The 21,861-nt window shown below is 68.9% G+C and carries 35 protein-coding genes; 5 read left to right on the plus strand and 30 right to left on the minus strand.

Annotated features, from left to right (window positions below; genetic code table 11):
* Positions 1 to 249, plus strand: coding sequence for a hypothetical protein (locus tag F0L46_RS08345; RefSeq protein ID WP_149816629.1), 249 nt, complete (start codon positions 1 to 3; stop codon positions 247 to 249).
* Here F0L46_RS08345 and F0L46_RS08350 read toward each other — a convergent pair.
* Genes F0L46_RS08350 through F0L46_RS08380 form a run of 7 tightly spaced genes read right to left on the minus strand, consistent with a single transcriptional unit; the run spans position 233 to position 5,605 of the window.
* Complete coding sequence (locus F0L46_RS08350) at positions 233 to 997, minus strand: phage head morphogenesis protein (RefSeq protein ID WP_149816630.1); 765 nt, start codon at positions 995 to 997, stop codon at positions 233 to 235. The genes F0L46_RS08345 and F0L46_RS08350 overlap by 17 nt on opposite strands.
* Entirely contained in the window at positions 997 to 1,254 is a 258-nt protein-coding gene (locus F0L46_RS08355) for a hypothetical protein (RefSeq protein ID WP_149816632.1), read from the minus strand. Before F0L46_RS08355 ends, F0L46_RS08350 begins: the two co-directional genes overlap by 1 nt.
* Positions 1,251 to 2,729 (minus strand): DUF1073 domain-containing protein, encoded by a 1,479-nt coding sequence (locus F0L46_RS08360; protein WP_149816633.1) that lies wholly within the window; start codon positions 2,727 to 2,729, stop codon positions 1,251 to 1,253. The genes F0L46_RS08355 and F0L46_RS08360 overlap by 4 nt, the downstream gene beginning before the upstream one ends.
* Positions 2,726 to 4,237, minus strand: coding sequence for a phage terminase large subunit (gene terL, locus F0L46_RS08365; protein WP_149816635.1), 1,512 nt, complete (start codon positions 4,235 to 4,237; stop codon positions 2,726 to 2,728). The genes F0L46_RS08360 and terL overlap by 4 nt, the downstream gene beginning before the upstream one ends.
* Positions 4,173 to 4,679, minus strand: coding sequence for a DUF2280 domain-containing protein (locus F0L46_RS08370; RefSeq protein ID WP_149816636.1), 507 nt, complete (start codon positions 4,677 to 4,679; stop codon positions 4,173 to 4,175). The genes terL and F0L46_RS08370 overlap by 65 nt, the downstream gene beginning before the upstream one ends.
* A 30-nt stretch (positions 4,680 to 4,709) precedes the next feature.
* Positions 4,710 to 5,342 carry a putative metallopeptidase gene (locus tag F0L46_RS08375; RefSeq protein ID WP_188311895.1) on the minus strand — a complete coding sequence of 211 codons (633 nt, stop codon included), beginning with the start codon at positions 5,340 to 5,342 and terminating at the stop codon, positions 4,710 to 4,712.
* A complete protein-coding gene (locus F0L46_RS08380) occupies positions 5,339 to 5,605 on the minus strand; it encodes a hypothetical protein (RefSeq protein WP_149816637.1) in 267 nt (88 codons plus the stop codon). The genes F0L46_RS08375 and F0L46_RS08380 overlap by 4 nt, the downstream gene beginning before the upstream one ends.
* A 93-nt stretch (positions 5,606 to 5,698) precedes the next feature.
* Here F0L46_RS08380 and F0L46_RS08385 point away from each other — a divergent pair, with 93 nt between their 5' ends.
* The gene (locus tag F0L46_RS08385; RefSeq protein ID WP_149816638.1) at positions 5,699 to 6,031 is read left to right on the plus strand and encodes a hypothetical protein; all 333 of its coding nucleotides are present in this window, start codon (positions 5,699 to 5,701) and stop codon (positions 6,029 to 6,031) included.
* A 116-nt stretch (positions 6,032 to 6,147) separates the two neighbouring features.
* Here F0L46_RS08385 and F0L46_RS08390 read toward each other — a convergent pair whose 3' ends face one another.
* The 7 genes from F0L46_RS08390 to F0L46_RS08420 form a co-directional block, all read right to left on the minus strand.
* On the minus strand, positions 6,148 to 6,372 hold the full coding sequence (locus F0L46_RS08390; protein WP_149816639.1) for a hypothetical protein: 225 nt from the start codon (positions 6,370 to 6,372) through the stop codon (positions 6,148 to 6,150).
* Positions 6,373 to 6,380: 8 nt separating this feature from the next.
* Positions 6,381 to 6,623, minus strand: a complete 243-nt coding sequence (locus F0L46_RS08395; protein WP_149816640.1) for a hypothetical protein — start codon at positions 6,621 to 6,623, stop codon at positions 6,381 to 6,383.
* A 9-nt stretch (positions 6,624 to 6,632) separates the two neighbouring features.
* Positions 6,633 to 6,839, minus strand: coding sequence for a hypothetical protein (locus tag F0L46_RS08400; protein WP_149816641.1), 207 nt, complete (start codon positions 6,837 to 6,839; stop codon positions 6,633 to 6,635).
* Positions 6,839 to 7,807, minus strand: coding sequence for a site-specific integrase (locus tag F0L46_RS08405; RefSeq protein WP_149816642.1), 969 nt, complete (start codon positions 7,805 to 7,807; stop codon positions 6,839 to 6,841). Before F0L46_RS08405 ends, F0L46_RS08400 begins: the two co-directional genes overlap by 1 nt.
* A gap of 116 nt (positions 7,808 to 7,923) precedes the next feature.
* Positions 7,924 to 8,202, minus strand: coding sequence for a hypothetical protein (locus F0L46_RS08410; protein WP_149816643.1), 279 nt, complete (start codon positions 8,200 to 8,202; stop codon positions 7,924 to 7,926).
* Between the two features lie 246 nt (positions 8,203 to 8,448).
* Positions 8,449 to 9,525 (minus strand): SIR2 family protein, encoded by a 1,077-nt coding sequence (locus F0L46_RS08415; protein WP_149816644.1) that lies wholly within the window; start codon positions 9,523 to 9,525, stop codon positions 8,449 to 8,451.
* 67 nt (positions 9,526 to 9,592) lie between these two features.
* Positions 9,593 to 10,465: a hypothetical protein gene (locus F0L46_RS08420; RefSeq protein ID WP_149816645.1), complete on the minus strand. Its 873-nt coding sequence runs from the start codon at positions 10,463 to 10,465 to the stop codon at positions 9,593 to 9,595.
* A 225-nt stretch (positions 10,466 to 10,690) separates the two neighbouring features.
* Between F0L46_RS08420 and F0L46_RS08425 the strand changes: the two genes are divergently transcribed.
* Positions 10,691 to 10,927, plus strand: coding sequence for a hypothetical protein (locus F0L46_RS08425; protein ID WP_149816646.1), 237 nt, complete (start codon positions 10,691 to 10,693; stop codon positions 10,925 to 10,927).
* On the opposite strand, the gene F0L46_RS08430 is transcribed toward F0L46_RS08425, so the two are convergent.
* From F0L46_RS08430 to F0L46_RS08490, 14 genes are all read right to left on the minus strand, one after another.
* A complete protein-coding gene (locus F0L46_RS08430; RefSeq protein ID WP_149816647.1) occupies positions 10,924 to 11,256 on the minus strand; it encodes a hypothetical protein in 333 nt (110 codons plus the stop codon). The two genes, F0L46_RS08425 and F0L46_RS08430, sit on opposite strands and share 4 nt — an antisense overlap.
* Positions 11,257 to 11,270: 14 nt before the next feature.
* Positions 11,271 to 12,392 carry a DUF1376 domain-containing protein gene (locus F0L46_RS26585; protein ID WP_210247625.1) on the minus strand — a complete coding sequence of 374 codons (1,122 nt, stop codon included), beginning with the start codon at positions 12,390 to 12,392 and terminating at the stop codon, positions 11,271 to 11,273.
* A 4-nt stretch (positions 12,393 to 12,396) separates the two neighbouring features.
* On the minus strand, positions 12,397 to 12,771 hold the full coding sequence (locus F0L46_RS08440) for a GIY-YIG nuclease family protein (protein WP_149816649.1): 375 nt from the start codon (positions 12,769 to 12,771) through the stop codon (positions 12,397 to 12,399).
* Positions 12,720 to 14,165 carry a replicative DNA helicase gene (locus tag F0L46_RS08445; protein WP_149816650.1) on the minus strand — a complete coding sequence of 482 codons (1,446 nt, stop codon included), beginning with the start codon at positions 14,163 to 14,165 and terminating at the stop codon, positions 12,720 to 12,722. Before F0L46_RS08445 ends, F0L46_RS08440 begins: the two co-directional genes overlap by 52 nt.
* Positions 14,162 to 15,601 (minus strand): DNA primase, encoded by a 1,440-nt coding sequence (gene dnaG, locus F0L46_RS08450; protein WP_149816652.1) that lies wholly within the window; start codon positions 15,599 to 15,601, stop codon positions 14,162 to 14,164. Before dnaG ends, F0L46_RS08445 begins: the two co-directional genes overlap by 4 nt.
* Positions 15,601 to 15,819 (minus strand): hypothetical protein, encoded by a 219-nt coding sequence (locus tag F0L46_RS08455; RefSeq protein WP_149816653.1) that lies wholly within the window; start codon positions 15,817 to 15,819, stop codon positions 15,601 to 15,603. Before F0L46_RS08455 ends, dnaG begins: the two co-directional genes overlap by 1 nt.
* Entirely contained in the window at positions 15,816 to 16,424 is a 609-nt protein-coding gene (locus F0L46_RS08460) for an MT-A70 family methyltransferase (protein ID WP_149816654.1), read from the minus strand. Before F0L46_RS08460 ends, F0L46_RS08455 begins: the two co-directional genes overlap by 4 nt.
* Positions 16,421 to 16,813 carry a hypothetical protein gene (locus tag F0L46_RS08465; RefSeq protein ID WP_149816656.1) on the minus strand — a complete coding sequence of 131 codons (393 nt, stop codon included), beginning with the start codon at positions 16,811 to 16,813 and terminating at the stop codon, positions 16,421 to 16,423. Before F0L46_RS08465 ends, F0L46_RS08460 begins: the two co-directional genes overlap by 4 nt.
* Positions 16,810 to 17,319, minus strand: a complete 510-nt coding sequence (locus F0L46_RS08470; protein ID WP_149816657.1) for a RusA family crossover junction endodeoxyribonuclease — start codon at positions 17,317 to 17,319, stop codon at positions 16,810 to 16,812. The genes F0L46_RS08465 and F0L46_RS08470 overlap by 4 nt, the downstream gene beginning before the upstream one ends.
* A 2-nt stretch (positions 17,320 to 17,321) precedes the next feature.
* Positions 17,322 to 18,026: a hypothetical protein gene (locus tag F0L46_RS08475; protein ID WP_149816658.1), complete on the minus strand. Its 705-nt coding sequence runs from the start codon at positions 18,024 to 18,026 to the stop codon at positions 17,322 to 17,324.
* 144 nt (positions 18,027 to 18,170) lie between these two features.
* Complete coding sequence (locus F0L46_RS08480) at positions 18,171 to 18,524, minus strand: hypothetical protein (protein ID WP_149816659.1); 354 nt, start codon at positions 18,522 to 18,524, stop codon at positions 18,171 to 18,173.
* A gap of 207 nt (positions 18,525 to 18,731) precedes the next feature.
* Positions 18,732 to 18,875: a hypothetical protein gene (locus F0L46_RS26090; RefSeq protein WP_188311896.1), complete on the minus strand. Its 144-nt coding sequence runs from the start codon at positions 18,873 to 18,875 to the stop codon at positions 18,732 to 18,734.
* On the minus strand, positions 18,872 to 19,069 hold the full coding sequence (locus F0L46_RS08485) for a hypothetical protein (RefSeq protein WP_149816660.1): 198 nt from the start codon (positions 19,067 to 19,069) through the stop codon (positions 18,872 to 18,874). The genes F0L46_RS26090 and F0L46_RS08485 overlap by 4 nt, the downstream gene beginning before the upstream one ends.
* Complete coding sequence (locus F0L46_RS08490) at positions 19,070 to 19,288, minus strand: hypothetical protein (protein WP_149816662.1); 219 nt, start codon at positions 19,286 to 19,288, stop codon at positions 19,070 to 19,072.
* Between the two features lie 367 nt (positions 19,289 to 19,655).
* Here F0L46_RS08490 and F0L46_RS08495 point away from each other — a divergent pair, with 367 nt between their 5' ends.
* Both F0L46_RS08495 and F0L46_RS08500 read left to right on the plus strand, forming a co-directional pair.
* A complete protein-coding gene (locus tag F0L46_RS08495) occupies positions 19,656 to 20,375 on the plus strand; it encodes an XRE family transcriptional regulator (protein ID WP_149816663.1) in 720 nt (239 codons plus the stop codon).
* Positions 20,376 to 20,752: 377 nt separating this feature from the next.
* A complete protein-coding gene (locus tag F0L46_RS08500; RefSeq protein WP_149816664.1) occupies positions 20,753 to 21,142 on the plus strand; it encodes a hypothetical protein in 390 nt (129 codons plus the stop codon).
* Between the two features lie 2 nt (positions 21,143 to 21,144).
* Here F0L46_RS08500 and F0L46_RS08505 read toward each other — a convergent pair whose 3' ends face one another.
* A complete protein-coding gene (locus tag F0L46_RS08505; protein ID WP_188311897.1) occupies positions 21,145 to 21,408 on the minus strand; it encodes a hypothetical protein in 264 nt (87 codons plus the stop codon).
* Positions 21,395 to 21,676, minus strand: coding sequence for a hypothetical protein (locus F0L46_RS08510; protein WP_149816665.1), 282 nt, complete (start codon positions 21,674 to 21,676; stop codon positions 21,395 to 21,397). Before F0L46_RS08510 ends, F0L46_RS08505 begins: the two co-directional genes overlap by 14 nt.
* Between the last annotated feature and the right edge of the window lie 185 nt (positions 21,677 to 21,861).

A 21,861-nucleotide genomic window follows, 5' to 3' on the forward strand; every position in this document is an offset into this window, starting at 1 on the left:
ATGACGAGCCGCCCGCCCCGCACGACCTATCCGCCCGACGAGGTGTCGGCCGATCTGCGCGAGGAGGCGGATGTCCGTGCCCTGGAGGGTGAGACCGAGGAGGGTGAGGAGATGCTCACCACCGCGGCCGACGTGATCGATGCCTGGACCGTGGCGCTGCGCCGGATCGCCCGAGGCGAGGCCAACGCGTCGGCCATCGCGCTCGGTGCCCTGATGGCTTGGGGCGCGACGCTCAACGAGCCGGAATAATCGCTTCAGGATAGCAGCGGCAGTTCGGGAAGCTCCCGGCGTGCCCCGTCATGCGGTCGAGCACAGGCGGGCTGTCCCAGCGAACGACCTTGCCCTCCATGGCGCGGTGCGACGGCCGGACGTCGGTGTCCTTCGAGGTCCGCCAGACGTACTCCTCGGACCCGATGTGGAGCGCGCGGGCCTCGGTCAGCGCCGTGGCCGTCCGGCTCACCTCGGTCCGCGCGATCGTGTTCGCTCGGGCCTCGCTCACTTCTCCGAGCCGCATGATCTTGGCTCCGACCGCTTCGGCCCGGATCCCGGAGGTCCGCGCCTCGAGCGCGATCTTCTGGGCGCGGGCCGCGGCGTCACGCGGCAGGGAGGTGATCAGGCCGACCTGCTCGGTGAGCTTCTCCCGCATCACGGCGCCGGTCGGGGCGCGGCGGATCTCCTGGCGCAGGCTCTCGCTCATCTGAGCGGCGGCCCTCATCCAGGCCTGCTCGTTCCGCGCCGCGACCTCGGTCACCATGGAGCGCCCGACAGCGCCGGCCCAAGGCTCGATCAAGGCGGCATACCGGTTCAGCGCGGCCGTGATCAGGACCTCGGCGCCGAGCTCATTGAAGCCGAGGCCTCGCACGATGTCGTCGATCGCCCGCGCGACCTTGCGCAGCTGGCGGGCGTACCCGATCTCGGCGCGCCTCGCCTGCGCGAAGGCCTGTCGTTCGGCCGGGCCGGCCCGGTCCAGGGTCAGGCGCCGGCAGTTCAGGCACATCAGGCCTTGGCCTTCGGCGCCTTGCCCTGCTCGGCGAGCCAGTCCCGTGCCGCGGGCTCGCCGGGGAAGATCAGGGTGGGGCCGTTCTCGACCTCGATCACGTGGGCGATCGAGGGGTCGTAGGGGTGCTCGCGCGGGCCCTGCGCGATGACGCGCGCCGCATCGTCGTGCCGGACCTGGCCGGCGGCGACGGCGCGCCACGCGGCGTCGTCGAACTCGCCGCGGACCACGTAACGGGGAAGGGTCTCGTCGGTCATGCGGCTTGCCTCGTGGTGTCGGTCTCGTCGTCGGGATCGGCGGCGTCGTCCGGCTCGGGGTCGGGCACGGCGTCGTCCTGGTCCGGATCCGGGTCGAGCGCCTCGCCGGCGGCGGGAGGATCGGCCTCCGCGTCGTCGATCTCCTCGTCCGTGATGTTCGACCAGACCCCTGTCGCGTCGCTGGCCTGGCGCAGCTCGCGCAGCGCGGTCTGCCGGCCGATCACCCCGGAGTCGAACGCGCCGACCACCGCCGTGGTGACCGTGTTCGCGTTCGTGGCCCGCTCGGTGTCGGAGAGCTGCCAGAGCGGCCGGAACCGGAACCCGAACCCGCGCTGCGGCTCGGTGCCGAGCACGGAGCGGTGCAGCACGTCGAGCAGGACCGTGAAAGGGCGGCGCAGGACCCGGTTCTGCTGGGCCGCGACGCCGTCGTAATAGGTGCGCAGGTCTGCGTCCCCGCTCGCGTTGAGCCCCGCCGGCGACTGTCCGAAGAGGCGGACCAGCGGGATCTGGAGCGCGCCCGAGATCTGCTGACCGAACTGCAAGATGACGTCGGAGAGACCCGAGAAGGTGTACTGGTGCGTCTCGAACTTGTCCTTCGCATCGACGAGGGTCAGCCCCTCGGCGGTCTGGTACTCCCGGATCGCGGCGACGTTTCGGGCCAGCGCCGCGAGGCCCGGGCCGCCCGCGGCGAGGAGCTCGCGCAGGCCGTCGATCGAGAGCGTGCGCAGGTGCGCCTTGTGGACGAGCTGCGCCGCGCCGAGCGTCGCGCTGTCGAACGCGGTGAGCCGGTCGTAGAGGCGCTCGATCACGGACATGCCCCAGCCCTGGAGCTGCTGGCGCTGGTAGAACGGCAGGTCGAGGCCCTCGACCCGGATCACCCGGCTGTGGTGGATCCGCTTGCCGCGCAGCGCAGGCGCGTTCGCCGCCGTGTCGTAGTAGACCGGCTTGCCGAGATCGGGGCCGAACTCCGTGACGAGATCCGACGAGGTCTGGACGAGCCAGCGATCCATCGCGAGCAGGCCGCGGAACTGGCCCTGCTTGATCGTCTCGACCCGGAGCGGCGTCGAGACGTCCTGGCCGTCGATCAGCATGACGGCGAGGCCGCCGCCGTAGAGCCGGGCCCACTTGATCGCCTCGTTGACCCCCGTCATGACGGCAAGGTCGTCGATCGCGGCGTCGATCTCCTCGATATCGTCGGGCTTCGTCGTGCCCGAGATCTCGACGCCGGCCCGGGTCATGTCGTCGGCGACGATGTCGACCGCGAGGCCGGGCAGCCAGGCGCTTCGGTACATCGCCTCGAGGACGCGAGGCACCGAGCTGAGGCTGTTCGTGACGTAGGTCGCGGCGTCGCCCGCGTTCCCGGCGCCCTGGCCGGTGCGGGTCGCGACATTCCTGAAGCCGTCCTGGAGCGGGGCCGCCGGCGTGGGGCGCGCGGCGGTGGCCGTCACCCGATGGCGCCGGTTCTTGCGGCTCATTGCTCACCCCAGATCTTCAGGTACTGCGCGAGGTCGAACGATCCGCCGACGGCGAGCTCGTTGAACGCGCCCGAGAACGCGTCGACCTGGTCGTCCTTCGCCGCGGACGGGAACGAGGTCAGCTCCTCGAGGAAGGCGCCGATCCACGGTCCCTCGACGAGCCGGATGTTGCCGGCCTCGGCCTGCGCCGCGGCGGGCAACGCCCGGGTCTCCTTCGACCCGGTCTCGCGCATCGCCTTGGCGATGAAGCCCGAGAGCTTGCCGACGAGGTACTGAGCCTGGGCTTTGCCGGCCTGGCCCGGGTCCTCGGGGACGACGATCTGCGTCTCGAATCCGTCCTGGCCCGCGGTCGAGACGATCAGGCGCTCGACGTCACGGGGCGAGAACCGACCCCGCACCACGTCCTCGACGTAGAACACGCCGTCGGTGTCGCGGCTCATCCTCAGGCCGACGGTCCAGTCCGCGTTGTTCCCGGCGGCCTCGTCCGTCGCGGCGAGGTCCCAGCGCCGGACGCGCTTCGCCTTGGCGGGCGCTGCGGGGACGACCGGGAACCAGTGCCGCTTGAACAGGCTGCCCTCGCGGAGCACGGGCTCCTGGAGGTACTGGCCCGAGAAGCTGTAGCCGTGAACCCGTAGGGTCTCGATCCGGGCCTCGTCGTGCTTCTTGGGCCACAGCGGGCCGGCGGGCAGCCCGTGCGGGATCTGGACCCCGTGGGTGTACTCCGGCGGATAGGGCCGGTCGTCGTCGATCAGCACCGGCAGGAGCAGATGGTGCCAGGGCTCGCCCGAGCCGCCCTTGAGCAGGAAGCCCGAGAAGTCGTCGACGTGCAGGCGCTGCATAATGACGATGACGGGCACCGTCTCAACGGCGAGCCTCGACTTGAAGGTTGAGTGCCAGCGGTCGTTGATCTTGGTCCGCTCGATCTCCGAGGCCGCGTCGTCGGGCTTCAGCGGGTCGTCGATGATGAGCGCGCCCGTGAAGCCGGGTTCCATCGTGCCGGCGCGAAAGCCTGTGATCGGACCACCGGCCGCCGCGGCCATGAGGCCCCCGCCGGCTTCCGTCCGCCACAGCCCCTTCGCGTCGGTGTCGTCGCGGATCCTGATCGGCCAGAGGTCGCGAAACCCCTCCAGCCGGATCATGTCGCGGATCTTGTTCGAGTTCTCCAGGGCGAGCTGCCCGTTGAACGACGCGTGGATGAAGCGGGCCCTTGGGTTCAGCGCGAGGCCGCGGGCCACGAAGTAGATCACCGCGAGCTCGGTCTTCGTGTAGCCCGGCGGCACGTTGATGATGAGCCGCTGGATCTCGCCCGAGAGCACCCGGTCGAGGGTCCGGCACATCACCTCGTGGTGCGGCCCGACCAGGAAGGGCGAGCCCTCGCGCTCCTCGAAGAATCGGCACGCGAAGGCGAGATGGCTCGCCTCGCAGTCGAGGCGGTCGAGCTCCCTAAGTCCCGCGAGCGGGTCCGCCAGCGCGGCGCTCAAGGATCGCTCGAAGGGCGTCTCGCTCATCTTGGTCCAAGCCCTTGAGATCCGGCCGGACCTGCGCCTCGATGGGACCACCGCCCTTGCCGGTCAGCTCCCTCCGGTTCGTGAACGCGTCGCCGCATTCCTTCGCGATCTGCTCCAGGAGCTCGGCGACGAGGGGCGCGTTGCCCCGGGCCTCGGCCCGCTCGACGAGCCGCTGCAGGATACGGAGCCGCACCGCCTTGTTGGCCACGGGGATCGCCGCGGTGTCCTCCAGGAAGGCCTTGCGGGTCTCGGCGAAGATCGCGCGCCACTTCTCGGACAGCTTGGCCCCGGCGCGCTTGCCCGGGTCGTAGCCCTCGACCTGCTGGCGGGTCACGACCTGCCCGAACTCGGCCTTGACCGCCTCGACCACCACGGAGGGCTGATCGAAGCAGGCAAGTCCCTGGACGATGAAGGCTTTCACCTCATCGGTGAGCGTGGCCATGGGTCGTGCCTCGTCTTGCCGGGGTCAAGCCTAGAGCCGCCCGCCGCAGGTCCCGCACGCGCCCCGGAGTTCGTCGGCGCCGATCAGGGGCGCCTGGGCCGCGGCCCGGACCAGATCGGCGGTGCGGCCCGCCGCGGCCCCGACCCCGTAGCGGACTACGATGGAAACGAACTCCTCGACGTCGTGGCCGCGCAGCGCGAAGGCGGGCGATCCGTCGCGGCGGAACTTCGGAGCCCCGAACCCGTCGCGCTCCTGGCCGCAATGGAGCAGCTCGTGCTCGACGAGCGAGCAGAACGCGGCGTCGCTGGCCTGATCGGCGTAGCCCGCATCGATCGTGACGAGGAAGTCCGGCAGCTCGCCGAACCACTCGCAGAGCTGCTGGATCTGCCGGCCCTTCGACCAGCGCCCACCTTGGAACGTCGTCATCTCGGCCTGGCCCACGACGGTGTTGCCGTGGCGGGCGTTGCCCGTCGAGGTCCACACGAAGCCGATCGCCGCGTCCCGGAGGTGCTCGTGCTCCTCGTTGAGGAGCGGGGCGTCCTCCGCGATGAACGTCGCGTGAGCCCACGCCGCGAGCTCGGGCGCGGGCCGGAACGGGCGACCGGTGAGCGCGCCTTCGGCGCCGAGGAGGTCCTCGGGCGGGCGCGGCCGGGTGCCGATCACGGGAGCAGCCCGAACCGGCGCAGCACGAAGACGACCCGGCCCGCGATGAAGCGCTGTGCCGGCTCGGTGACGAGCTCGGCGTCGGTCGGCACCTGGTGCATCGCGTCGGCCACGACGTCCTGGACGAGGCGTTCGACGGGTTGCGCCGACATGAGCGCGCGGGCCTCGGCCGGGGTGACCGTCACCCCGAGCGGGATCCCGGCGAGGGCCGGCCGCGCCGCACCGACCGCCTGGCCGGCCTGTGAGCAACGCGTGCAGGACATCGCGGCTTTCACCATAGATTTTACATTCCCTTGCCGGGCTTCTCGCTCCTGCTACGCTCCTGTCTCCCAAGGGAAGAGTACAGGGGTATGCGTATGATCAAGAGGATCGTAATCGCGCTCGTCGCTCTCGCGGCGTGCGCCTTCATGCCGGTCAGGGCTTCCGAGGCGACGAACAAGGCGCTTGCCAACTTCGAACGCAGCTCGGAGGCCGCGGAATACACTCGCCGCGGCGGCTCAAGGAGCTACAGCAGGAGCTATCGTCGGAGCTACTCGCGGAGCTACCGGCGAACCTACACGCGCGGCTATTACCGCCCGCGGACCCGGTACGTCCGGTCCTATTATCGTCCGTCGCGCGCCCGCTACGTGCGGTCCTACTATCGCTCCCGCCCGGTCTACCGCTCGCGGGTCTACTATCGCCGGTACTGATGGCGGATGGGTCCGGCGCGGTGTCGCGCCGGGCTCACCGCTTCACCGGGGTCATGGTCCCCGTGCGGGGATCGACCCAGTAGGTGATGCCGGTCTTCGGGTCGAGGATCGTCATGTCAGATCCCCGCCGTGATGACCGGCTCGCCGGCGCGGAACGCCAGGTGCACGACCCGGCGGCGCGGCGGCAGGAAGAGTTCGCGGCCCCAGCAGCGATAGGCGCGGCTCAGCAGGCCGAGGGCCCGGCCGGCGTCCCCGTAGGCGCCGTTGATCGTGCAGCGCGCCACAGCGTCCTCGAACCGCTCGAAGCGCCGGTCCCACTGTCGGGCGCGCTCCTCTGACATCGTGGTCGTCACAGGCCGCGCACCCCGTTCTCGGAAGGTCCGGTCGCCTCGCCGATGGGGACGAGGGTGTTGCCCTCGACCACGAAGTCGAGCGTCTGGCCGTCACGGCCGAGCGGGTGGACGTAGACCACGGCCTTGCCGGCGAGCGGGGACGGTGACCAGGCCGGGTAGACGTGGAACGTCCGCATCCGGAACTCCAGGTGGGGCGTAGCCGCGTCGTTCGCCTCGCGGATCATCTGCTCGAGGGTCATGACCTCTCCTCAGACCGGACGCGGGCCGTCGCCTCGCAGCGGCACGCCCCAGCGCTGGTCGGCGGTACGGGACAGCTCAGCGCGGCGGGCGCGCAGCACGCGGAGCTTTGCGAAGTCGTGAACGGGAGCGCATAGCGCGGCGGTGATCTCGCGATCGACCTGCACGATATCGGCGGCCACCGGCGGCAGGCGATCAAGCTGCGTTTCGGTCAGCATCACAGGAAGCCCTTCCCGGCATGATTGCGGAACGCCTTGGCCCGGCGGTCGTAGGCTTTGAGCGTCTTCACCTCGCGGTGACGGGTCACGTCCATCACCTTGAGAAGGTCCGCCCCGCTCTCCAGGGCGGAGGTCACGAATCCGGCGCGCAGCGAATGGCCGGCGAACATCGTCGGGTCGAGCCCGGCCGCTGCGGCGTGGCGCTTCACGATGTCAGCGACGGAGCGGTCGGTCAGCGCGTCGAGCGCGACACGTCCGCCCTTGCCGATCGGCCGAAACAATGGACCGTCTGCGATCCCCGCCGCGGCGAGCCAGGCCTCCAGCGCCTGAACCGGGCGAAGCTTTCCGCCACGCGGCACAGCAACGACATGACCCTCTCCGACCTGGTCCGTCTTTGAGCGGCGGATGTGGACGAAGATCCCGTCTGGGGTCCGCTCCAGGTCGGCGACGGTGAGCTCGACGAGCTCGGAACGGCGCAGCGCGGCGGCGAAGCCGATCAGCAGGAGCGCCCTGTCCCGCTTTCCCGTGAGGGTGTCCGGGATGCGCTTCAGCATCGTCGTGACCGTGGCGGCTGTGGCCGGCGCCTTGCGCTCGACCGCAACCCCGATCCGCCGGCGGATCCCGCGCAGCACGGCCTTGACCGGCTCGGCGTTGGTCGGGGGCTCGTGGCCCGCGATCCGGTGGGCGTAGCCGATCGCGGCGGCGCGCCGGGTGATCGTCGAGGCCTTCAGCCCGCGATCGGCGAGCGAGGCGAGGTAGGCGGCGACCGTCTCGATCCCGGCAGGGAAGGCCATGGCGCCCGCGGCGGCGCACCAGATCGAGAAGTCGCGAAAGTCGGAGAGGTACGCCCGGCGGGTCGCGTCCGACTTGTCCGCGCGGGCGTACTCCCCTGCCCGCTCCAGTGCATCCGTGAAAGCGGGTGTCGGGGTCCCCCCGGCCGAGACCGGCACGGGAAGGCGATTGGTCATTTCGGTGCAAGCCCCGCGACGATGGTGAGGCGGGCTCAACCCGTTGCTGTGTAACGATTTGGCCGTTTAGTCGCTGATGCCGTTTCGCTTCCGGGAAGGGCAGTTATCGGAAGCGATCACGCCGCTCGGCGACGGCGCCGCTCGGCCCGGATCGAGCGTCCGGTCCGGTCGGTGATGACGCCAGCCTCGAAGCGCGCCTTCGCCTCGGGCTGGACCGCGGCTGCGGTCCGCGACTGATCGGGCAGACCCTTGCGGATCGACCGGAGCTGGGCCCGGATCTCGTCGAGCCACTCCACCATAGCCTCGCCGTCGCGCAGCACCCGTGACGGGACGCGGCGGAGCCTGTCCTCGACAGCGGCGATCTCGCCGGCGGGTCCTGCGGATGAGGTCGTCATCAAGGCCCGATCATAGGAGATTGCAGCCCGTTGCGCATCCCCACTGGAACGCGAACGTGTGCTTAAGGTTCGGAAGCGCCTCACGTTTCGGCGTGGGCGGGATCGTCCCGCTCAGGGTCACCGGCCGGTCGAGGGCGGCCAGGGCTGCCGGACGGGCACACGCCGAAACGAAAAGCGCCCCGGAGCCGGTGGGCTGGGGCGCAATTCTTCGAACGTGACGTTCGTAGGAGATTTGCCCGTCGGGTGTCAAGCACGCGAGATGCTGCGCCAGAACTCGCTGAAGAGGCCAGCACAGCGGAGGTCGGTCCGGAGCTCGATTGCCAGGTTAGTGAACCTCTGGTCAATGCCGTGCCAGCCGCGACCGAGCAGGTTTTGCCCGATCTCGCTCGTCACTACCCCGGCGTCACTCTTCGACATGCCGCTCGCAGTGCCAAAGACACGTCGAGCAGTCGATTGATAGTCGCTCCGCCTCGGCGTGAGGAGTTGCATGTTCTGATCGGCATAGCCAAAGCCGAGAAACACAATGATCTCGGCCTTCTCAACAGCATTGTGGATTGCAGCGAGGAGGGTCCCCTCCTCGACCCGCTCCGTAAACGTCTTGATGCCCTCGACTAAGGACAGCAGGATTCCGGAGTCCGGGCTCATGCCGAAGGGGATGGCTTGCGGCTTCAACTCCCAAGGCAGGCAGCCGATCCGGCCGTACGGGTGCAGGATCCTGAGCCGTTTCATGCTCACGGCTGCAGCCTCAGGGCTCACGTCGTAATAGCGCTGGATAGCTTCCCAGAGGAAATGCTCGATGCACCTGTCATAGTTGAACGTGATGATGTCGACGTTGTCGAAAAGCGAGTCCACATCGGCAACGGCCACATTCTCCGTCAGGATCTGAAAAAAGGGCAGATACCACGCCCCATTGATAGACGAAGGGTCATAATTTCCGTCGCCCGGGTTAATGTATAGTTTGCTGTTCCGCTCAGCATACAAGATCGCACTCACAATTCCGAGCTTTCCGACGAGCTCGATCGTTCCGTTGCCTCGGTGAGCATCGATGTAATTGTCGATCGAGATAGCCTGCGGCAGGGCGGCTGCAATCAGTCGGCCGGCACCATAGAACGTATTGACGTTGAGGTGAGCCTCCGGCCGAGCGATACAGTACCTCTTCAGTGCGTCGGCAATTTTGTGATCGCCGCGTGTCATGCGGAAACCATCCTCAAACCGAATGTCGACGGCACTGGCGATCTGCTCTTTGAGCGCAGCTCCGGTCGGCAGACCGATTTCTGCGCTCGCACCAGCACCAACGATGAAGAGAGTACGAGACTTGAACATCGTCGGGATCCGTAACCGCTGTCAGGCAATGCGCTCACAGTAGCGCGCTCCTAATGCCCGACAAAGATCAGCGGGACCCAAGGGCCGGTTTGTCCACGGCCTCGCGTTCGAGCTGCTTACGCTTCGCAGCAGGCCGCCAACGGTCGACCGCGCCCGCATCGTTCGCGAGGCGAAACCCCTTCCCCACCGGAACCTGCGTGCCAGCCGCGTCGAACTCCTCACCCTCGCCTGCCAGCTCCTGATGGCCGCGGATCGCCGTCTCTCGCCGGCGATCCGTCCCACGCCCATCCTCGGTCAGGGCGCCCTCCCCGGCCGCGACGCCGCGCGCCGCCCAGGCCTCGGAGAGGTCCTCCAGGAGGAAGCGGAAGTGCCCCGCGACCTGCGACGTGCCGCGATCCCCACCCTTGCCGCGCTGGGCGGCGTACTGGGCGAACGAGACCCGGCCGACGAGGACTTGGCGCAGGAAGCGCGTCCCCACCGTGCCGACGGCGCGCTCGATCCGCTGGACCAGGCCCTGAACCTTCTCGGCGGTGTCGAGGGCGTAGATCACGGTGAGCTCGTGCTTCAACGCCGCGTCGACCTTGTCGCCCGCGTTCCACCCTCCCCCGCCGACCTGCCCCATGGCGCGCTCGAACACGGCCTGGACGAGGCGCCCGGTGCAGTACTCCGCCTCGGTGATGCGTTTGTGGGCGCGCTCGACCTCGAGGAGATCGACCCGGCGGTTGAACGCGACGGGGACGCGCTGGGGCGCGAGGAGCGGGTCGCGCGCCGGATCGGGCCAGGGATCCTCGACGCGGTGCTCGACGACCTCGATCTCGGTGTCGCGCGCCGTCTTGGCGTGCTGCTGGCGGGCGCGCCGTCGCTTGTCGCGGGTCGTGGCGCCGGGTCCCGGGGCGGCGCGAGCGGCGACCTTGGGACGAGAGGAGGAGGTCGCGTTCATGGCCCGCATCATAGGATTGTTATCGTTGGCCTATGCGTCCCGCCGTTCTGGATTCGTTGTCAAGCTACTCTGGTGATCTACTTACCCGCGCACGCCGAGGCCGAGATGACCGCAACGTGAAACGGACGTTTAACCAGGGCCGCCTACCACTTTGCATATCAGCAGCTCGTAGCGTCGTTTGACGGTTGCGATCCCCGTTTTCACTCCGATTCACGAAGATCCTTCATGTCGAACATCATTGCGCTGAACACCGCCCTCACCAAGCAGCCGGCCATCCAGGTCACGAACGATCTCATCCAGTCCGTCGAGCGGATCAGCGATGCCGCCCGCAGGATGGGCGGGCTCGACATGGAAGCGGAGGTGCGCGCTCAAGCCCTGCTCGACCTCTTCGAGGCGGCGCGGCTCATCCAGCAAGCGGCCGCCGCCGTCGAAGCTGCGGTTCTGGCCAGGGCCGCCGTCTAGGGTCGCGCGTGCCGTGACCCGCTTCCGTTCAGTTCACCCGCGATCACCTCGCACGCCCGGTTCTTCCGCCGCATGAACGTTACCCTGGACCAGCCCCGGGCCTTGCACTGCTCCCGGATCGAGAGCCCCCTCGCCTTCCACTTCGCCCACCAGAGCAGCGCGTCGCGTTCGTCGGGAAGCGCAAGGAGGTGCAGCGCGGGCCAGGTCAGGACCTCGGCGGCCCGGGCCCGCTCGTCGAGCCCCAGCGGGTGCTCCCGGAACGCCTCGACCATGCGGGTGCAGACCAGCTCGGGCGTCCAGGTCAGGGGGGCGGAGGCGCGCTGGTCCATCGATCCGGAGGGGGCTAGTGCCTCGCCGCCGAGCCGTTGGAGCCCGAGGCCCGCTCTCGTGCCGCTGCAGCCTCCGCCGCGACCTCGCGATCGGCTTGGGCCCAGAGCTCGTCGGAGACGACGCAGCCCGGCTCGCCCCGCCGCGGCCCCCACGAATCCGACCAGCGCTTGTCGCGGACGAACCCCTTGGCCTGGGCGAGACGGCCGCGGCGCTCCACGGCGGGGTCGACGGGCTTCGGCGGAACCGTCCCGGCCGGCGCAGCGGCGAGCCGATCCTTGGCGGCACGACGGATCCAGCCGTCGAAATCAGCCCAACATCGCGGTTTCTTGTGCGATTTTTCGATCGCTGCAGCGATGCCCGCCTCGATGTCGGACCGGGTCAGGCCTTCGTCGATGAGGGCCAGGATCGGCCCGATGTTCGGGTCGACCAGGACGGGGAGCTGGCCGACGAGGGATCGCAACCAGGGCCCGAGCTCGTCGCTGCCCCTGCCCTCCCCGGCCCGCGCCGCGGCGGCGCGCTCCGGCGCGCGCGTTTCCTTCTCCCTGTCCCTTACTTCTCCCTGTCCCTTACTTCTCCCTTTCGGCATTGCAGACGCATTGCGCTCGCATTGCTCGGGCTCGTCATGAGCATTTGCATCGGCAGACGAAGGCGGTGCCGCTGGCTTTGCAGTTTCCTCCCCTTCGGGCTGCGTCGGCTTTGCGGCGGCCGTGGTCTCGGGATCCTTCTTGCCCCACCGCGCCTCAGCGGCGGCACGGGCCTGCTCGGAGCGTTGGCTCACGCGCTCCTGGTACTCGTGCTTCTTCTCCCAGGCCTCGACCGCCTTCTCGGCGATCACGGGATGGTAGAGCCTGCCGTCGGAGCACCGCACGAAGCCGTACAAGGCGCCGTCCTTCACCTTCAGCCATTCCGAGACGACCCGGCCATAGCCGGCGAACTTCGCGAGCTGGCGATCGTCGTCGGGGAGCGAGCCCGCGGGAAGCTGATGCCAGGACGCGCACCACAGCAGGATGGCCGCCCGGAACTCCTCGCCGGAGACCTGGTCGACGATGGCCGAGTCGCGCAGGCGCGCGACCTCCAAGGGCATGAAGGCGAAGTCGCGCAGGTCGACGTGGGCTGGGACGAGCGGCTCTGTCATGGTCCTAAATCCCCGAGCCTTCGATGAGAGCCTCGACCTCGGAGAGGCCGGCCATAAACCACTCGCCGAGCACCTTGCGGCCCGCGAGCTGCTCCTTGACGTGCCGCTCGATCGCGAATGCTCGATCCGTCCCGACCTCCCAGGCGGCCAGCAGTTCAAGTCTGCGCGGGTTTCCGCTCTGAAGGTCGTGGAGGCGCCAGAGCGGGTGACGCGCCACACCGATCTTGAGCGGCATCGGATGTGCCTGCTCCGCGACCACATAGACGTATCTGCTGGCTGCTTTCGGCAGCTCAGCAAGCTCGACACGTTTGAGCGAACCACTCACCGTCACCCCCTCCAGTCCCAGTTTCGGATCGCGTTGTGCGCCGGGCTGATCCACGCCCGAATGACCTCGTTGCGACCGCCCCGCCGATTCTTGCCGACGATGAGCTCGAGGTCGTGCTTGCACGCGTCGTACTCGTCGAGGGCGACGGTCTCGCCCTTCCGGTACGCCGCGGACTGCTCGACGTAGTAGGCCGGGCGGTAGAGGAAGAGCACCGCGTCGGCGTCCTCCTCCAGCGAGCCCGCGCCGCGCAGATCGGCCGGCGTCGGGCGCTTGTCGTCGCGGCCCTCGACCATGCGGTTGAGCTGGGCGAGCAGCAGCACGGTGCACCCGAGGTGCTTCGCGAGCGCGACGCTTCCGTTCGACACCTCGGTGATCTCCGCGACACGGTTCTCCATGCGCCTCGTGGCGCGGACCAGGTGCGCGTGATCGATCACGACGAGGCCGGGCTTGGCGCCCTTCCGGACGAGCTCGTTCATCCGCCGCTCCGAGGAGGCCGCGATGTCGGCGATCGTGACACCCCCGCCCTCCTCGATGCGGAGCGGGCGCTCCGCGAGGCGCGCCGCGAGATCGGCGACGTGCTCCGCGCCGGTCTGGTCGACGTCGTCGGCGCTCATCAGGTCGCTGTACGGGATGTGGACCCCGCGCCGCTCCAGGCGGCTCGACAGGATGCGCGCCCCGACCTGGACCTGGTCCATCTCCAAGGTGTGGTACACGGTGGCGTAGTCCTGCTCGGAGGCGGCGTCGGCCCATTCGGTGCCGAGCACGGACTTGCCCATGCTGGTCCGGCCCGCGCCGACGATCACGGTCGAGGGGTGGAGCCCGCCCTTCAGCGCGGTGTCGAGCGCGGTGAGGCCCGTCTTGATCACGGGCGGCCGCTCGCCCCGGAGCGCGGCCGCGAGCCCATCGACGATCTGATCCGCCACGGTGCCCAGCGTCGCGGTGCGGCGCTCCCGGCCGATCAGCGAGGCGCGGACCCCGTCGACCCGGTCGAGGAGCTCGCCGAGGAACCGGTGTGGGTCGTAACCGTCGGTGCGCAGCGTCTCGGTGCCGATCGCGCCGATCTGGCGGATCGCCCAGAGCGCCGAGACCGCCCGGGCGTGCTCCACGGGTGAGCCCGGGACCCGGGCGCCGTTCTCGGCCAGCATGCGCACGAAGTCGCGCACCGTGACGCCGGCGCCGAGATCCCGGCCCGCAAGGGCGACGCCGAGGCGCTGGTCGACCGTGCCAGGTGTGAGCGGGACCTGATCGGCGAAGATCCCGGCGAGCGCCTGGTAGACCTCCGCGTTCACGGGCTCCGAGAAGTGCTCCGCCGTGACGAGGGGCGCGACCGCGGCGAAGGCCTCGGGCGCCATGATCACGGCGCCGAGGAGCTCCACCTCGAGCTGCGCGTTCGCGGCCGGGTGCGGCGGGGCGCCGTCGCGCGTGATGGAGACCACGTTGCCCGTCACGCGCAGGCCTCCTCGTCACCGTCGAACGATCCGGGCTCGGCGGCGCTGCGCGCCTTCAGCCCGGCCAGCACGGCAAGCATCGCCGGCGAGGCGAGCGGCCCCGCCCCGGCCCGCGCCGCGCCGCCGCGCCCCCCTCCCCGCTCGGGAGAGGGGTAGACCCGCGCCGGCGGCCGGAACGCGTCGCGAAGCCTGGCGCGCAGCGCCGACCCGTAATGGAACCGCACCGCCCGATCCGAGATGCCGGCGACGAGGTCCTCGACGCGGCGCTCCAGCGCGGCGCGCCGCTCCGGGGTGTCGCTCGGGGCCGAGGCCTCGCGCTCCCAGAGCACGTCGACGAGGGGCCGGGCCGCGCCGAGGACCTGGTCCACAGCGGGGCGCCCGCCCGCACGGGCGAGGTCGTCGGGGTCCTGGCCCGGGGGGAGAACCGCGAAGCGCAGCGACTTGCCCGGCGCGAGGAGCGGGAGCGCGACGTCGATCGCGCGCCACGTGGCGCGCCGCCCCGCGCCGTCCCCATCGAAGCAGAGCACGGGCTCGTCGGCGAGGCGCCAGAGCAGCGCGAGGTGATCCGCGGTGAGCGCCGTGCCGAGCGTCGCGACCGCGTCGCGGATCCCGACCCGGTTGAGCCCGATCACGTCGGTGTAGCCCTCGACGACGTGGACCACGCCGGAGCGGTGCGCCGGCTCGCGGGCTCGGTCCAGGTTGAACAGGAGCGCGCCCTTGGAGAACAACGGCGTCTCCGGCCCGTTGAGGTACTTCGGCTGCACCTCGGGGCGAACCGCCCGCCCGCCGAACGAGACCACCCGGCCCTGCCCGTCGCGGATCGGGAACATGACACGGTCGCGGAACCGGTCGTAGGGCACCGCGATGTCCTCGCCCGTGACGAGGAGCCCCGCCTCGATCATGTCCTCGACCGGCACGCCCTGCGCCGCGAGGTGATCGCGAAGGGCGTATCGCTCCGCCGGCGCGTAGCCCAGCCGGAACCGGGTCAGGACCTCGTGCGAGGCCAGGCCCCGCCGGGTCAGGAACGCCGCCGCCGGTGCGGCCTCGGGGCGCTTCAGGGCGCCCTCGAAGAACGCGGCGGCGAGCGCGAGCACGTCGTGGAGATCCCGGCGCCGGCGGGCCTCGGCGGCAGCCCTGGGGCTTTCCTTGGGCAGGTCGACCCCGGCTTGGGCGGCGAGCCGCTCCACAGCCTCGGGGAAGGTCAGGCCCTCGATCTCCTGGACCCAGGCGAACACGTCGCCGTGGCGCCCTGAGGAGAAGCAGTGGAAGAAGCCCTTCTGGTCGTTCACGAAGAACGACGGCGTCTTCTCGGCCTGGAAGGGCGAGAGCCCCTTCCACTCGCGGCCGGCCTTCTTGAGCCGGACCCGCTTCGCGACGAGCGTCGAGACGGGGAGCCGGGCGCGGATCTCGTCGAGGATCTCAGGGGGGTAGCGCATCACGCATTCCCCTGGGCCGGCGCCTCGGCGAGCGCGTGGAGCGAGATCTTCAGGACCAGCGCCTCGGAGATGATCATCTCGGCGAGTTCCTGCGGCGTCGAATCGAGCTGGCGGGCCAGACGACGGAGCGCTTCGGCCCCGGGGCCGCTCAGCGTCACGACGACCGGGTCGGCACGTTCTCGGGCCGGGCGATCCGGCTTGATCCAGAGATCCGTCATGACGCGACCTCGTCGAACTTGGTGGCTTCATTGCCCCACGTGTCCCAGCCCTCGCGGGATTGACGGGCAAACAGGTCGGCGCGCCGGCGCAGGCCGGGGCAGCACCTCGACACGAGCTCGTAGAAGGCCTCGGGCTTGCGGGAGTGCTCGCGCCGAATTCCGGCGAAGAACCCTGGGAAGGCGCGGTGGCGCGGATCCCCGCGGGTCGCGACGATGACGGGCTCGCACATCGAGCGGACCCGATACCCGGTGCCGATCGCCGGCTTCCCGCTCGGGAACACCTTCTGCCAGACGAAGATGGACTTGAACTCGAAGCCCCAGGCCCGCACGCATGCGAGCTGGCGGTCGATCAGCGGCCACGTCGCCCAGCACAGCAGGAGACATGTCGGCTCGGCGAGGTCCTGCACGGGAAAGCGCGCCGCGATCTCCTCGGCCTCCAGGCACTCGTATTGCGCTCCCGCCCCCTTGGCTTCGCCACGCTCGCTGTAGGCCTCGTACTTCCACGGGGCATCGGCCGCGATGAGGTTGTAGGCGTGCGGGCGCAGCGCCCCGAAAGGCCAGGGCGGGAGCGGAGCGAACAGGTCGACGGAGCGCTGCGGCTTCATTCCGCGGCCTCCCGCGTTCGCTCGGCCTGCTCCGCCTTGAGCCGGCTCGCCTCGACCTGGAGCTCGCTGATGAGGCTGCGCAGCCGCCCGGCGCCGGCATGCGCGCCGAGGTCGGCCAGCGTGGAAAGGAGCTCGCGCGCATCGTTGTCGCCGAGGCGCCTCGCGAGCCGGCCGACGTCCCGGAACACGGGCACCATGTCCTCGAACGCCGCGTCGAGGTCCCACCACGACCACATCGAGATCGCGGTCGGGCTGCTCGCGAAAATGCCTTCCAGGTAGCACCACCATCGCTTCGCGTGCGGGGTCCAGTGCTTCAGGACCTCGTATTGCCGGGTGATCGGCACGGGGCGGGTGAACCGCTTCGGATCGTAGGGCTTGAGCTCGGTCATGACGCCACCGCGAGCTGGAGCTGTTCGGCGGGCGCGACGGCAGCCTGGACGCCAGGAACGGGGAGCCGGGCGGGCTCGACCGTCACGACGAGCTCGGGCGTGTCCGAGAAGAACTTGCGCACGAAGCCGTCGACGATCTGAGCGTCGTCGTCCCATACCACCTTGTTGAGGGCGTCGAGGATCTTCGCGAAGTTGTCCCAGTCGGGCTTCTTCGTGGGCCGCAGCTCGTTGCGGCGCGCCATGTCCTGGCGCTTCCTCGACCAGCTCGCCGGGATCGTCATGAAGGCGAACACGCTAACCTGGAGCGGGCCGGTCAGGAGCGGCCGGCCCTCCATGACGCGCTGCGCGGCGAGCTTCAGGTGGCTCTCGTACATCGCGGTGTCCGGATCGGGATACGTGGAGATGAAGGCGGGCTTCGCCTTCGGCTTGATCAACGTCGAGCGGGCCCGGCCCTTGCCCTTGGGCTCGCCGGCCAGCCGGATCGTGACGGGGCCCAACTCGGACATGCTCAGGCTCCGGCCGGCGGCTGGGGACGGGCGGGCGGATCCGGGAACGCGACGCTGGCGCCGGAGACGTCGTTGCCCTCGACCGCGTCCTGCCCCGGCGCCTTGCGGCCGCACAGATCGCGGATCTTCGCGTCGCCCTTCGCGACCTCGGCCCGGATGTCGGCCGTGGGCGAGCCCTCGGGCAGCTCGTCGAGGACGGGTTGGGTGACGTCGCGCCGACGACGGCGCTGGGCCCGCTCCGCGGTCTGAGCGTCGACCTGCTCCGGGGTCGGAGCCTTGTCGACGTTCTCCTCCAGCCGGCGCTGGAACGTGGCGAGCGCCTCGTCGCCGGTCGGGTCGGGCTCGCCCTCGTCGGTCTCCTCGACGAGCCGGGCGCGGATCCGCTCCGAGATCTTCGAGGCCTCGGAGAACAGGTCGCCCTGGCGCACGATGCCCATCGCCTCGACGCCGAGCAGGAACTGCTCGACGAGGCTCTGGGCCTTGAGCTCGTCGTCGAGCTTGCGCAGCTTCGCGAGCCAGCCGAACACGGTCGTGTCGAAGCCGTGCTTCTTGCAGAACGCGGCCTTTTGCCGGGACGCGAAGCCGCCGTACTCGGACTGCTGGTTCTGCAGGCGCACCGTATCGGCGACCGCGTCGACGAGCTGCTTGGGCGTGAACTTCACAACCCCGGGCTGGTCGGCCTTCTTACCTCTTCCGCGTTTCGGCATCTCGCTCTCCTCTCTCGGGCGGTCGGGCCCGCTCCTCACACCAGTCCGCGAGCCATTCGAGGCCCTTGGAGGCCTGCAGCTCGCCGTCAGAGAGCCGGCGGAACACCGCGGCCCAGAACGCGAAGAAGATTCGCCGGAGCCCGCTCATGGCGCCGCGCTCCCGCGGAGGCGTGCCTCGAGCGCCGCGATCTCGGTGCGCAACCGGCGCTGCTCCTCCTCGCGCGCGGCCCGGTCGAGCCAGGCGGGAGGGTTCGCCATCACGGCGCAGGCGAACTCGGGGCCGTACGCGCCGATCAGCCGGAACGTCGCCCAGGTGCTCGGCGCGGAGCCGCGCTCCAGCCACTTCGCCACCGTGTTGGCCGAGATCCCTGTGTCCGCCGCGACGGCCTCGGCGGTCTTGAGCGGGTAGAGCTGCCGCAGGAACGCGTTGATCCGCTCGGCGACAACTGTGCGCCCGGCGTCGTCCAGTTGCCGTGACGTTAGGTGTGACTGTCCCATGCCGCTCCTCGATGCTGTGTGCATCGAGGACGTGCTGGGAAAGGAGCCCGACGTGACGGAGGGGGTGAGAGCGTTCATCTCAAGCCCCCGTGTGGATCAGGATGGAGCCGCGGGCTGGGCAGCACGGGGGCACCATCGCGGTGTCAGTACGCACGGGATCGGCCCCTGGCAGGGCTGCCCGTGCGCTTGCCATTTGAGCGCGGGTGCTCATAGCCGCACCCCGTGCAGCCGAGCCACGGTATCGCAGTGCTCGCGCACCACGACCCGGACGCGTCGTGTCGACCACAGGCCGCCCGCGACGAAGCCGGCGTTGAACGAACCCCAGACCAGGAGCCAGGCCCACCACGTCATGACGAGGTGCCCTCCCGGTGATCGTCGGAGTCGAGCTCGTGGCGCACGCCGTTGATCCGAACCGCATCGGCGTGAAGCCGAGGCTCGGCCGGCAGGTCGAGGTAGCCGTCGTGGGTCGTGTGCCGGCGCGTGCCGTCGGCCAGGACCTGCTGGAGCGGCGCACGGGGCGGGGGAGCGTCGTCGCAGTCGGGCATCTAGGCGCGCTCCCCGCTGTTGCGCGGCACGAGGCGGTCGGCCGAAAGGTAGGGATCGCTCGTCCCGGTGCGCGCCGCGTCCAGCAGCGCCGCCTTCTCGATCAGCTCGACGCCGATCCGCCGCGCGTCGTCAGCGTCGAGTGCCTCCAGGATCACGCCGGCGCAGCGCAGCTCGATCCGGCCCGACAAGATGTCGACGGTGACGTCGGGGGCCGGCATCACGCGACCGCCTTGCCAGCGGCCTCGCCCTTCGCCCGCGGCTCAGGACGTTCGACCCCTGTCGGCCACTCCACCCGGTCGGGCCAGCGGTCAGAGAACCACTGCCGAGCATCATCGTACGTCCGGATTCGGAATGAGGCCGGCTTTTCGGGATCTCCGATGCGATCGAAGAACCGCCAGTCGCCGCACGCGGCCTGCGCCACGGTGCTCGGAGATGCGCCCGTCGCCCCGCAATACGCGTCGCGGAGCGCAAAGAAGTGGGAACGAAGGGTCTCTTCCATGCCCACTAGTGAGCATCAGATTTTGCTGAACGTCAATCAGCAATTTCCGGCTATCCATCTGATGCCAAGCTTCAGATAATTCCGATATGAATTCCCTTCAGGAACGAGTGAAGCACCTGCTTGCAACACGCGGCCTTACGCAGGCCGAGGCGACCCGGCGTGGCGGCTTCAAAAATCTGGCGTTCATCAACGACATCGTCCGCGGCCATAAGGCCGACGTTCGTGGGGCAAACCTCGACAAGCTGGCACAGGCTCTAGGTACCACTGAGGATTTCCTCCTCGGCCGAACCGCAGAGGCCGATCCCCGTCCAGTGAACCAGACGTCCGGTTCTGGCGCCGACCTCGTCCCCAACATCAGCTTCCCCGCCGAGCAGCCCCCACTTCCGCAGCTGGGCGGCCCTCGCAACGTCCCAGTCCTCGGCACGGCCTACGGCGGCGACGACGGCGATTTCCGGTTCAACGGCAACACCGACGACTACGTGCCCCGGCCCCGGAGCCTCGAGGGCAAGGACAAGGTCTACTCGATCTACGTGCGCGGCCAGAGCATGGAACCCAAGTACGAGGAGGGCGAATCGATCTACGTCGACCCGGTGCGGCCGCCTCAGATCGGCGATTACGTGATCGTCGAGCTCCTAGCGGAGGAGGACGGCGAGCCCGGCGCTGGCTTCCTCAAGCGCCTGGTCAAGCGCACCCCGACGAGGATCGTCGTCAGCCAGTTTAATCCGGCGAAAGAGATCGAGTTCGAACGGGATCGGGTTAAGGCGCTCCATCGGGTGATCCCGTATTCCGAGCTGCTGGGGGTCTGACGCTCGATGAAAACAACGAACGATCTTCTGAATTGGCTTGAAGCGCGCGGCTCCGTCAATCCTTGCCCATTCTGCAACGAGAATGCCTGGACCGCCGAGTTGCAGGCTAATTCCTCAGACGATGTTCAAGTTGTAAATCTCACGTTTCTGCAAAAACAGGAAGGTTCCAGCGGCGTGGAATTAAGACGAGTTGAAGTCTATATGCTTACTTGTGATAATTGTGGCTTTGTACGTCTGCACAATCACAAAATCGTAAGCTCAAAATGAACGATCGTCCAAAGCTGAGTCTTGTTGGTGGGAACACGGCCAGTTCAGGGGTTGGAAGCGGTCAGCTGCCGCCCTTGCCGCCGAGTGGGCCGGGTGGCACATCTGGAGATATGGAACGCATCTGGGCGAAACTCGCAGAGCACGACAAGCGCTTCGATAAGATTGAGGCGGAGGTGTCGGGGTTGCGAGTGTTCATCCTGACGAACACGCTCGTCATCATTGGCACGGTGGCGACCAGCACGATCGGCAGCCTGGCACTCGTCTACGCTGCACGGCAGGACACGACGGCTACGATCAGCACCGCACTTACGGCGATCCAGACCGCCCTCGCCGCTCGGCCTGCTGATGCGCCGAGCGTGCCACCGCAGCCGAACATCATTGTTGTTCCCATCCCCATGCCGCCGGGAGCACAAGGGCAGCCCGCGATCAACGCGCCGGCGCCATCTCAGCGGCCTGCTGACATAGCGCCACCCACCCCAGACGCCCCGGCCCGTCCGTAAAATTAGTCGCCGTAGAAGTCCGCGAGGTGCGGGACGCGCCCGTGGCTCTCCAGGATCACGGCATCCTCGAACTCCCCAAGCTCGAAATCCCCGGTCCGCGAGAACGCGACCACGCCGGCCTTCTCGAAAGCCAGCGCCTTAGCGAGGCTCTTGGCAGCGCCTGCCGACGGTGCCTCGCGCGGCTCCTCGGGGATCGGGTGGTCCACGTCGTCGATCTCCACGAAAGCCTGCACGACGAAGTAGGTCTTACGCTCACTCTTGCCCATGTCCGTTCTCCGGTTTGATACGCCCCCGGCTTCTTAGCTTCGGCTTGATCTGGATATTGCGTCCCTGACTGCGCTCGCGGTTCTTGCAGTAGCTGCAATACAGCCGCTGCCAGACCTGCGGGACGGTTCGGAAGCCGCGATCGTACTCGTGGCGGATCCGCTGGCTGTTCCAGGTGCTCGCCTTCCCGCAGTCCTCGCACGTGATCGCCAGTTCGACGACCTCGGCTAGGCCAACGTCGTAACGGCTGCGCGTTGAAAAGCGTCCCATCGGTCACCCGATTTGTTCTCCATTCGTTCTAGGCTGCCGATTCGAATAGCGTGTGTCGAGAGAAAAATTCTATCCACAGTTATCCACAGGCTTCGGGCGCAACGCTCTAATCAGATTTTGCTGAGACACAGATTGACAATCAGATTTTGCTGACACAATCTGAGGACATCCCGAACACGGATGGC

The sequence above is a fragment of the Salinarimonas soli genome (assembly GCF_008386575.1).
Lineage (GTDB): Bacteria > Pseudomonadota > Alphaproteobacteria > Rhizobiales > Beijerinckiaceae > Salinarimonas_A > Salinarimonas_A soli.

What these genes read in the sequence shown, in the direction of transcription:
- F0L46_RS08345 (WP_149816629.1), top strand. Translation starts at nt 1, where the DNA reads ATGACGAGCCGCCCGCCCCGCACGACCTATCCGCCCGACGAGGTGTCG.
- F0L46_RS08350 (WP_149816630.1), bottom strand. Translation starts at nt 997, where the DNA reads ATGTGCCTGAACTGCCGGCGCCTGACCCTGGACCGGGCCGGCCCGGCC.
- F0L46_RS08355 (WP_149816632.1), bottom strand. Translation starts at nt 1,254, where the DNA reads ATGACCGACGAGACCCTTCCCCGTTACGTGGTCCGCGGCGAGTTCGAC.
- F0L46_RS08360 (WP_149816633.1), bottom strand. Translation starts at nt 2,729, where the DNA reads ATGAGCCGCAAGAACCGGCGCCATCGGGTGACGGCCACCGCCGCGCGC.
- terL (WP_149816635.1), bottom strand. Translation starts at nt 4,237, where the DNA reads ATGAGCGAGACGCCCTTCGAGCGATCCTTGAGCGCCGCGCTGGCGGAC.
- F0L46_RS08370 (WP_149816636.1), bottom strand. Translation starts at nt 4,679, where the DNA reads ATGGCCACGCTCACCGATGAGGTGAAAGCCTTCATCGTCCAGGGACTT.
- F0L46_RS08380 (WP_149816637.1), bottom strand. Translation starts at nt 5,605, where the DNA reads ATGTCCTGCACGCGTTGCTCACAGGCCGGCCAGGCGGTCGGTGCGGCG.
- F0L46_RS08385 (WP_149816638.1), top strand. Translation starts at nt 5,699, where the DNA reads ATGATCAAGAGGATCGTAATCGCGCTCGTCGCTCTCGCGGCGTGCGCC.
- F0L46_RS08390 (WP_149816639.1), bottom strand. Translation starts at nt 6,372, where the DNA reads ATGTCAGAGGAGCGCGCCCGACAGTGGGACCGGCGCTTCGAGCGGTTC.
- F0L46_RS08395 (WP_149816640.1), bottom strand. Translation starts at nt 6,623, where the DNA reads ATGACCCTCGAGCAGATGATCCGCGAGGCGAACGACGCGGCTACGCCC.
- F0L46_RS08400 (WP_149816641.1), bottom strand. Translation starts at nt 6,839, where the DNA reads ATGCTGACCGAAACGCAGCTTGATCGCCTGCCGCCGGTGGCCGCCGAT.
- F0L46_RS08405 (WP_149816642.1), bottom strand. Translation starts at nt 7,807, where the DNA reads ATGACCAATCGCCTTCCCGTGCCGGTCTCGGCCGGGGGGACCCCGACA.
- F0L46_RS08410 (WP_149816643.1), bottom strand. Translation starts at nt 8,202, where the DNA reads ATGACGACCTCATCCGCAGGACCCGCCGGCGAGATCGCCGCTGTCGAG.
- F0L46_RS08415 (WP_149816644.1), bottom strand. Translation starts at nt 9,525, where the DNA reads ATGTTCAAGTCTCGTACTCTCTTCATCGTTGGTGCTGGTGCGAGCGCA.
- F0L46_RS08420 (WP_149816645.1), bottom strand. Translation starts at nt 10,465, where the DNA reads ATGAACGCGACCTCCTCCTCTCGTCCCAAGGTCGCCGCTCGCGCCGCC.
- F0L46_RS08425 (WP_149816646.1), top strand. Translation starts at nt 10,691, where the DNA reads ATGTCGAACATCATTGCGCTGAACACCGCCCTCACCAAGCAGCCGGCC.
- F0L46_RS08430 (WP_149816647.1), bottom strand. Translation starts at nt 11,256, where the DNA reads ATGGACCAGCGCGCCTCCGCCCCCCTGACCTGGACGCCCGAGCTGGTC.
- F0L46_RS26585 (WP_210247625.1), bottom strand. Translation starts at nt 12,392, where the DNA reads ATGACAGAGCCGCTCGTCCCAGCCCACGTCGACCTGCGCGACTTCGCC.
- dnaG (WP_149816652.1), bottom strand. Translation starts at nt 15,601, where the DNA reads ATGCGCTACCCCCCTGAGATCCTCGACGAGATCCGCGCCCGGCTCCCC.
- F0L46_RS08455 (WP_149816653.1), bottom strand. Translation starts at nt 15,819, where the DNA reads ATGACGGATCTCTGGATCAAGCCGGATCGCCCGGCCCGAGAACGTGCC.
- F0L46_RS08460 (WP_149816654.1), bottom strand. Translation starts at nt 16,424, where the DNA reads ATGAAGCCGCAGCGCTCCGTCGACCTGTTCGCTCCGCTCCCGCCCTGG.
- F0L46_RS08465 (WP_149816656.1), bottom strand. Translation starts at nt 16,813, where the DNA reads ATGACCGAGCTCAAGCCCTACGATCCGAAGCGGTTCACCCGCCCCGTG.
- F0L46_RS08470 (WP_149816657.1), bottom strand. Translation starts at nt 17,319, where the DNA reads ATGTCCGAGTTGGGCCCCGTCACGATCCGGCTGGCCGGCGAGCCCAAG.
- F0L46_RS08475 (WP_149816658.1), bottom strand. Translation starts at nt 18,026, where the DNA reads ATGCCGAAACGCGGAAGAGGTAAGAAGGCCGACCAGCCCGGGGTTGTG.
- F0L46_RS08480 (WP_149816659.1), bottom strand. Translation starts at nt 18,524, where the DNA reads ATGGGACAGTCACACCTAACGTCACGGCAACTGGACGACGCCGGGCGC.
- F0L46_RS26090 (WP_188311896.1), bottom strand. Translation starts at nt 18,875, where the DNA reads ATGACGTGGTGGGCCTGGCTCCTGGTCTGGGGTTCGTTCAACGCCGGC.
- F0L46_RS08485 (WP_149816660.1), bottom strand. Translation starts at nt 19,069, where the DNA reads ATGCCCGACTGCGACGACGCTCCCCCGCCCCGTGCGCCGCTCCAGCAG.
- F0L46_RS08490 (WP_149816662.1), bottom strand. Translation starts at nt 19,288, where the DNA reads ATGCCGGCCCCCGACGTCACCGTCGACATCTTGTCGGGCCGGATCGAG.
- F0L46_RS08495 (WP_149816663.1), top strand. Translation starts at nt 19,656, where the DNA reads ATGAATTCCCTTCAGGAACGAGTGAAGCACCTGCTTGCAACACGCGGC.
- F0L46_RS08500 (WP_149816664.1), top strand. Translation starts at nt 20,753, where the DNA reads ATGGAACGCATCTGGGCGAAACTCGCAGAGCACGACAAGCGCTTCGAT.
- F0L46_RS08505 (WP_188311897.1), bottom strand. Translation starts at nt 21,408, where the DNA reads ATGGGCAAGAGTGAGCGTAAGACCTACTTCGTCGTGCAGGCTTTCGTG.
- F0L46_RS08510 (WP_149816665.1), bottom strand. Translation starts at nt 21,676, where the DNA reads ATGGGACGCTTTTCAACGCGCAGCCGTTACGACGTTGGCCTAGCCGAG.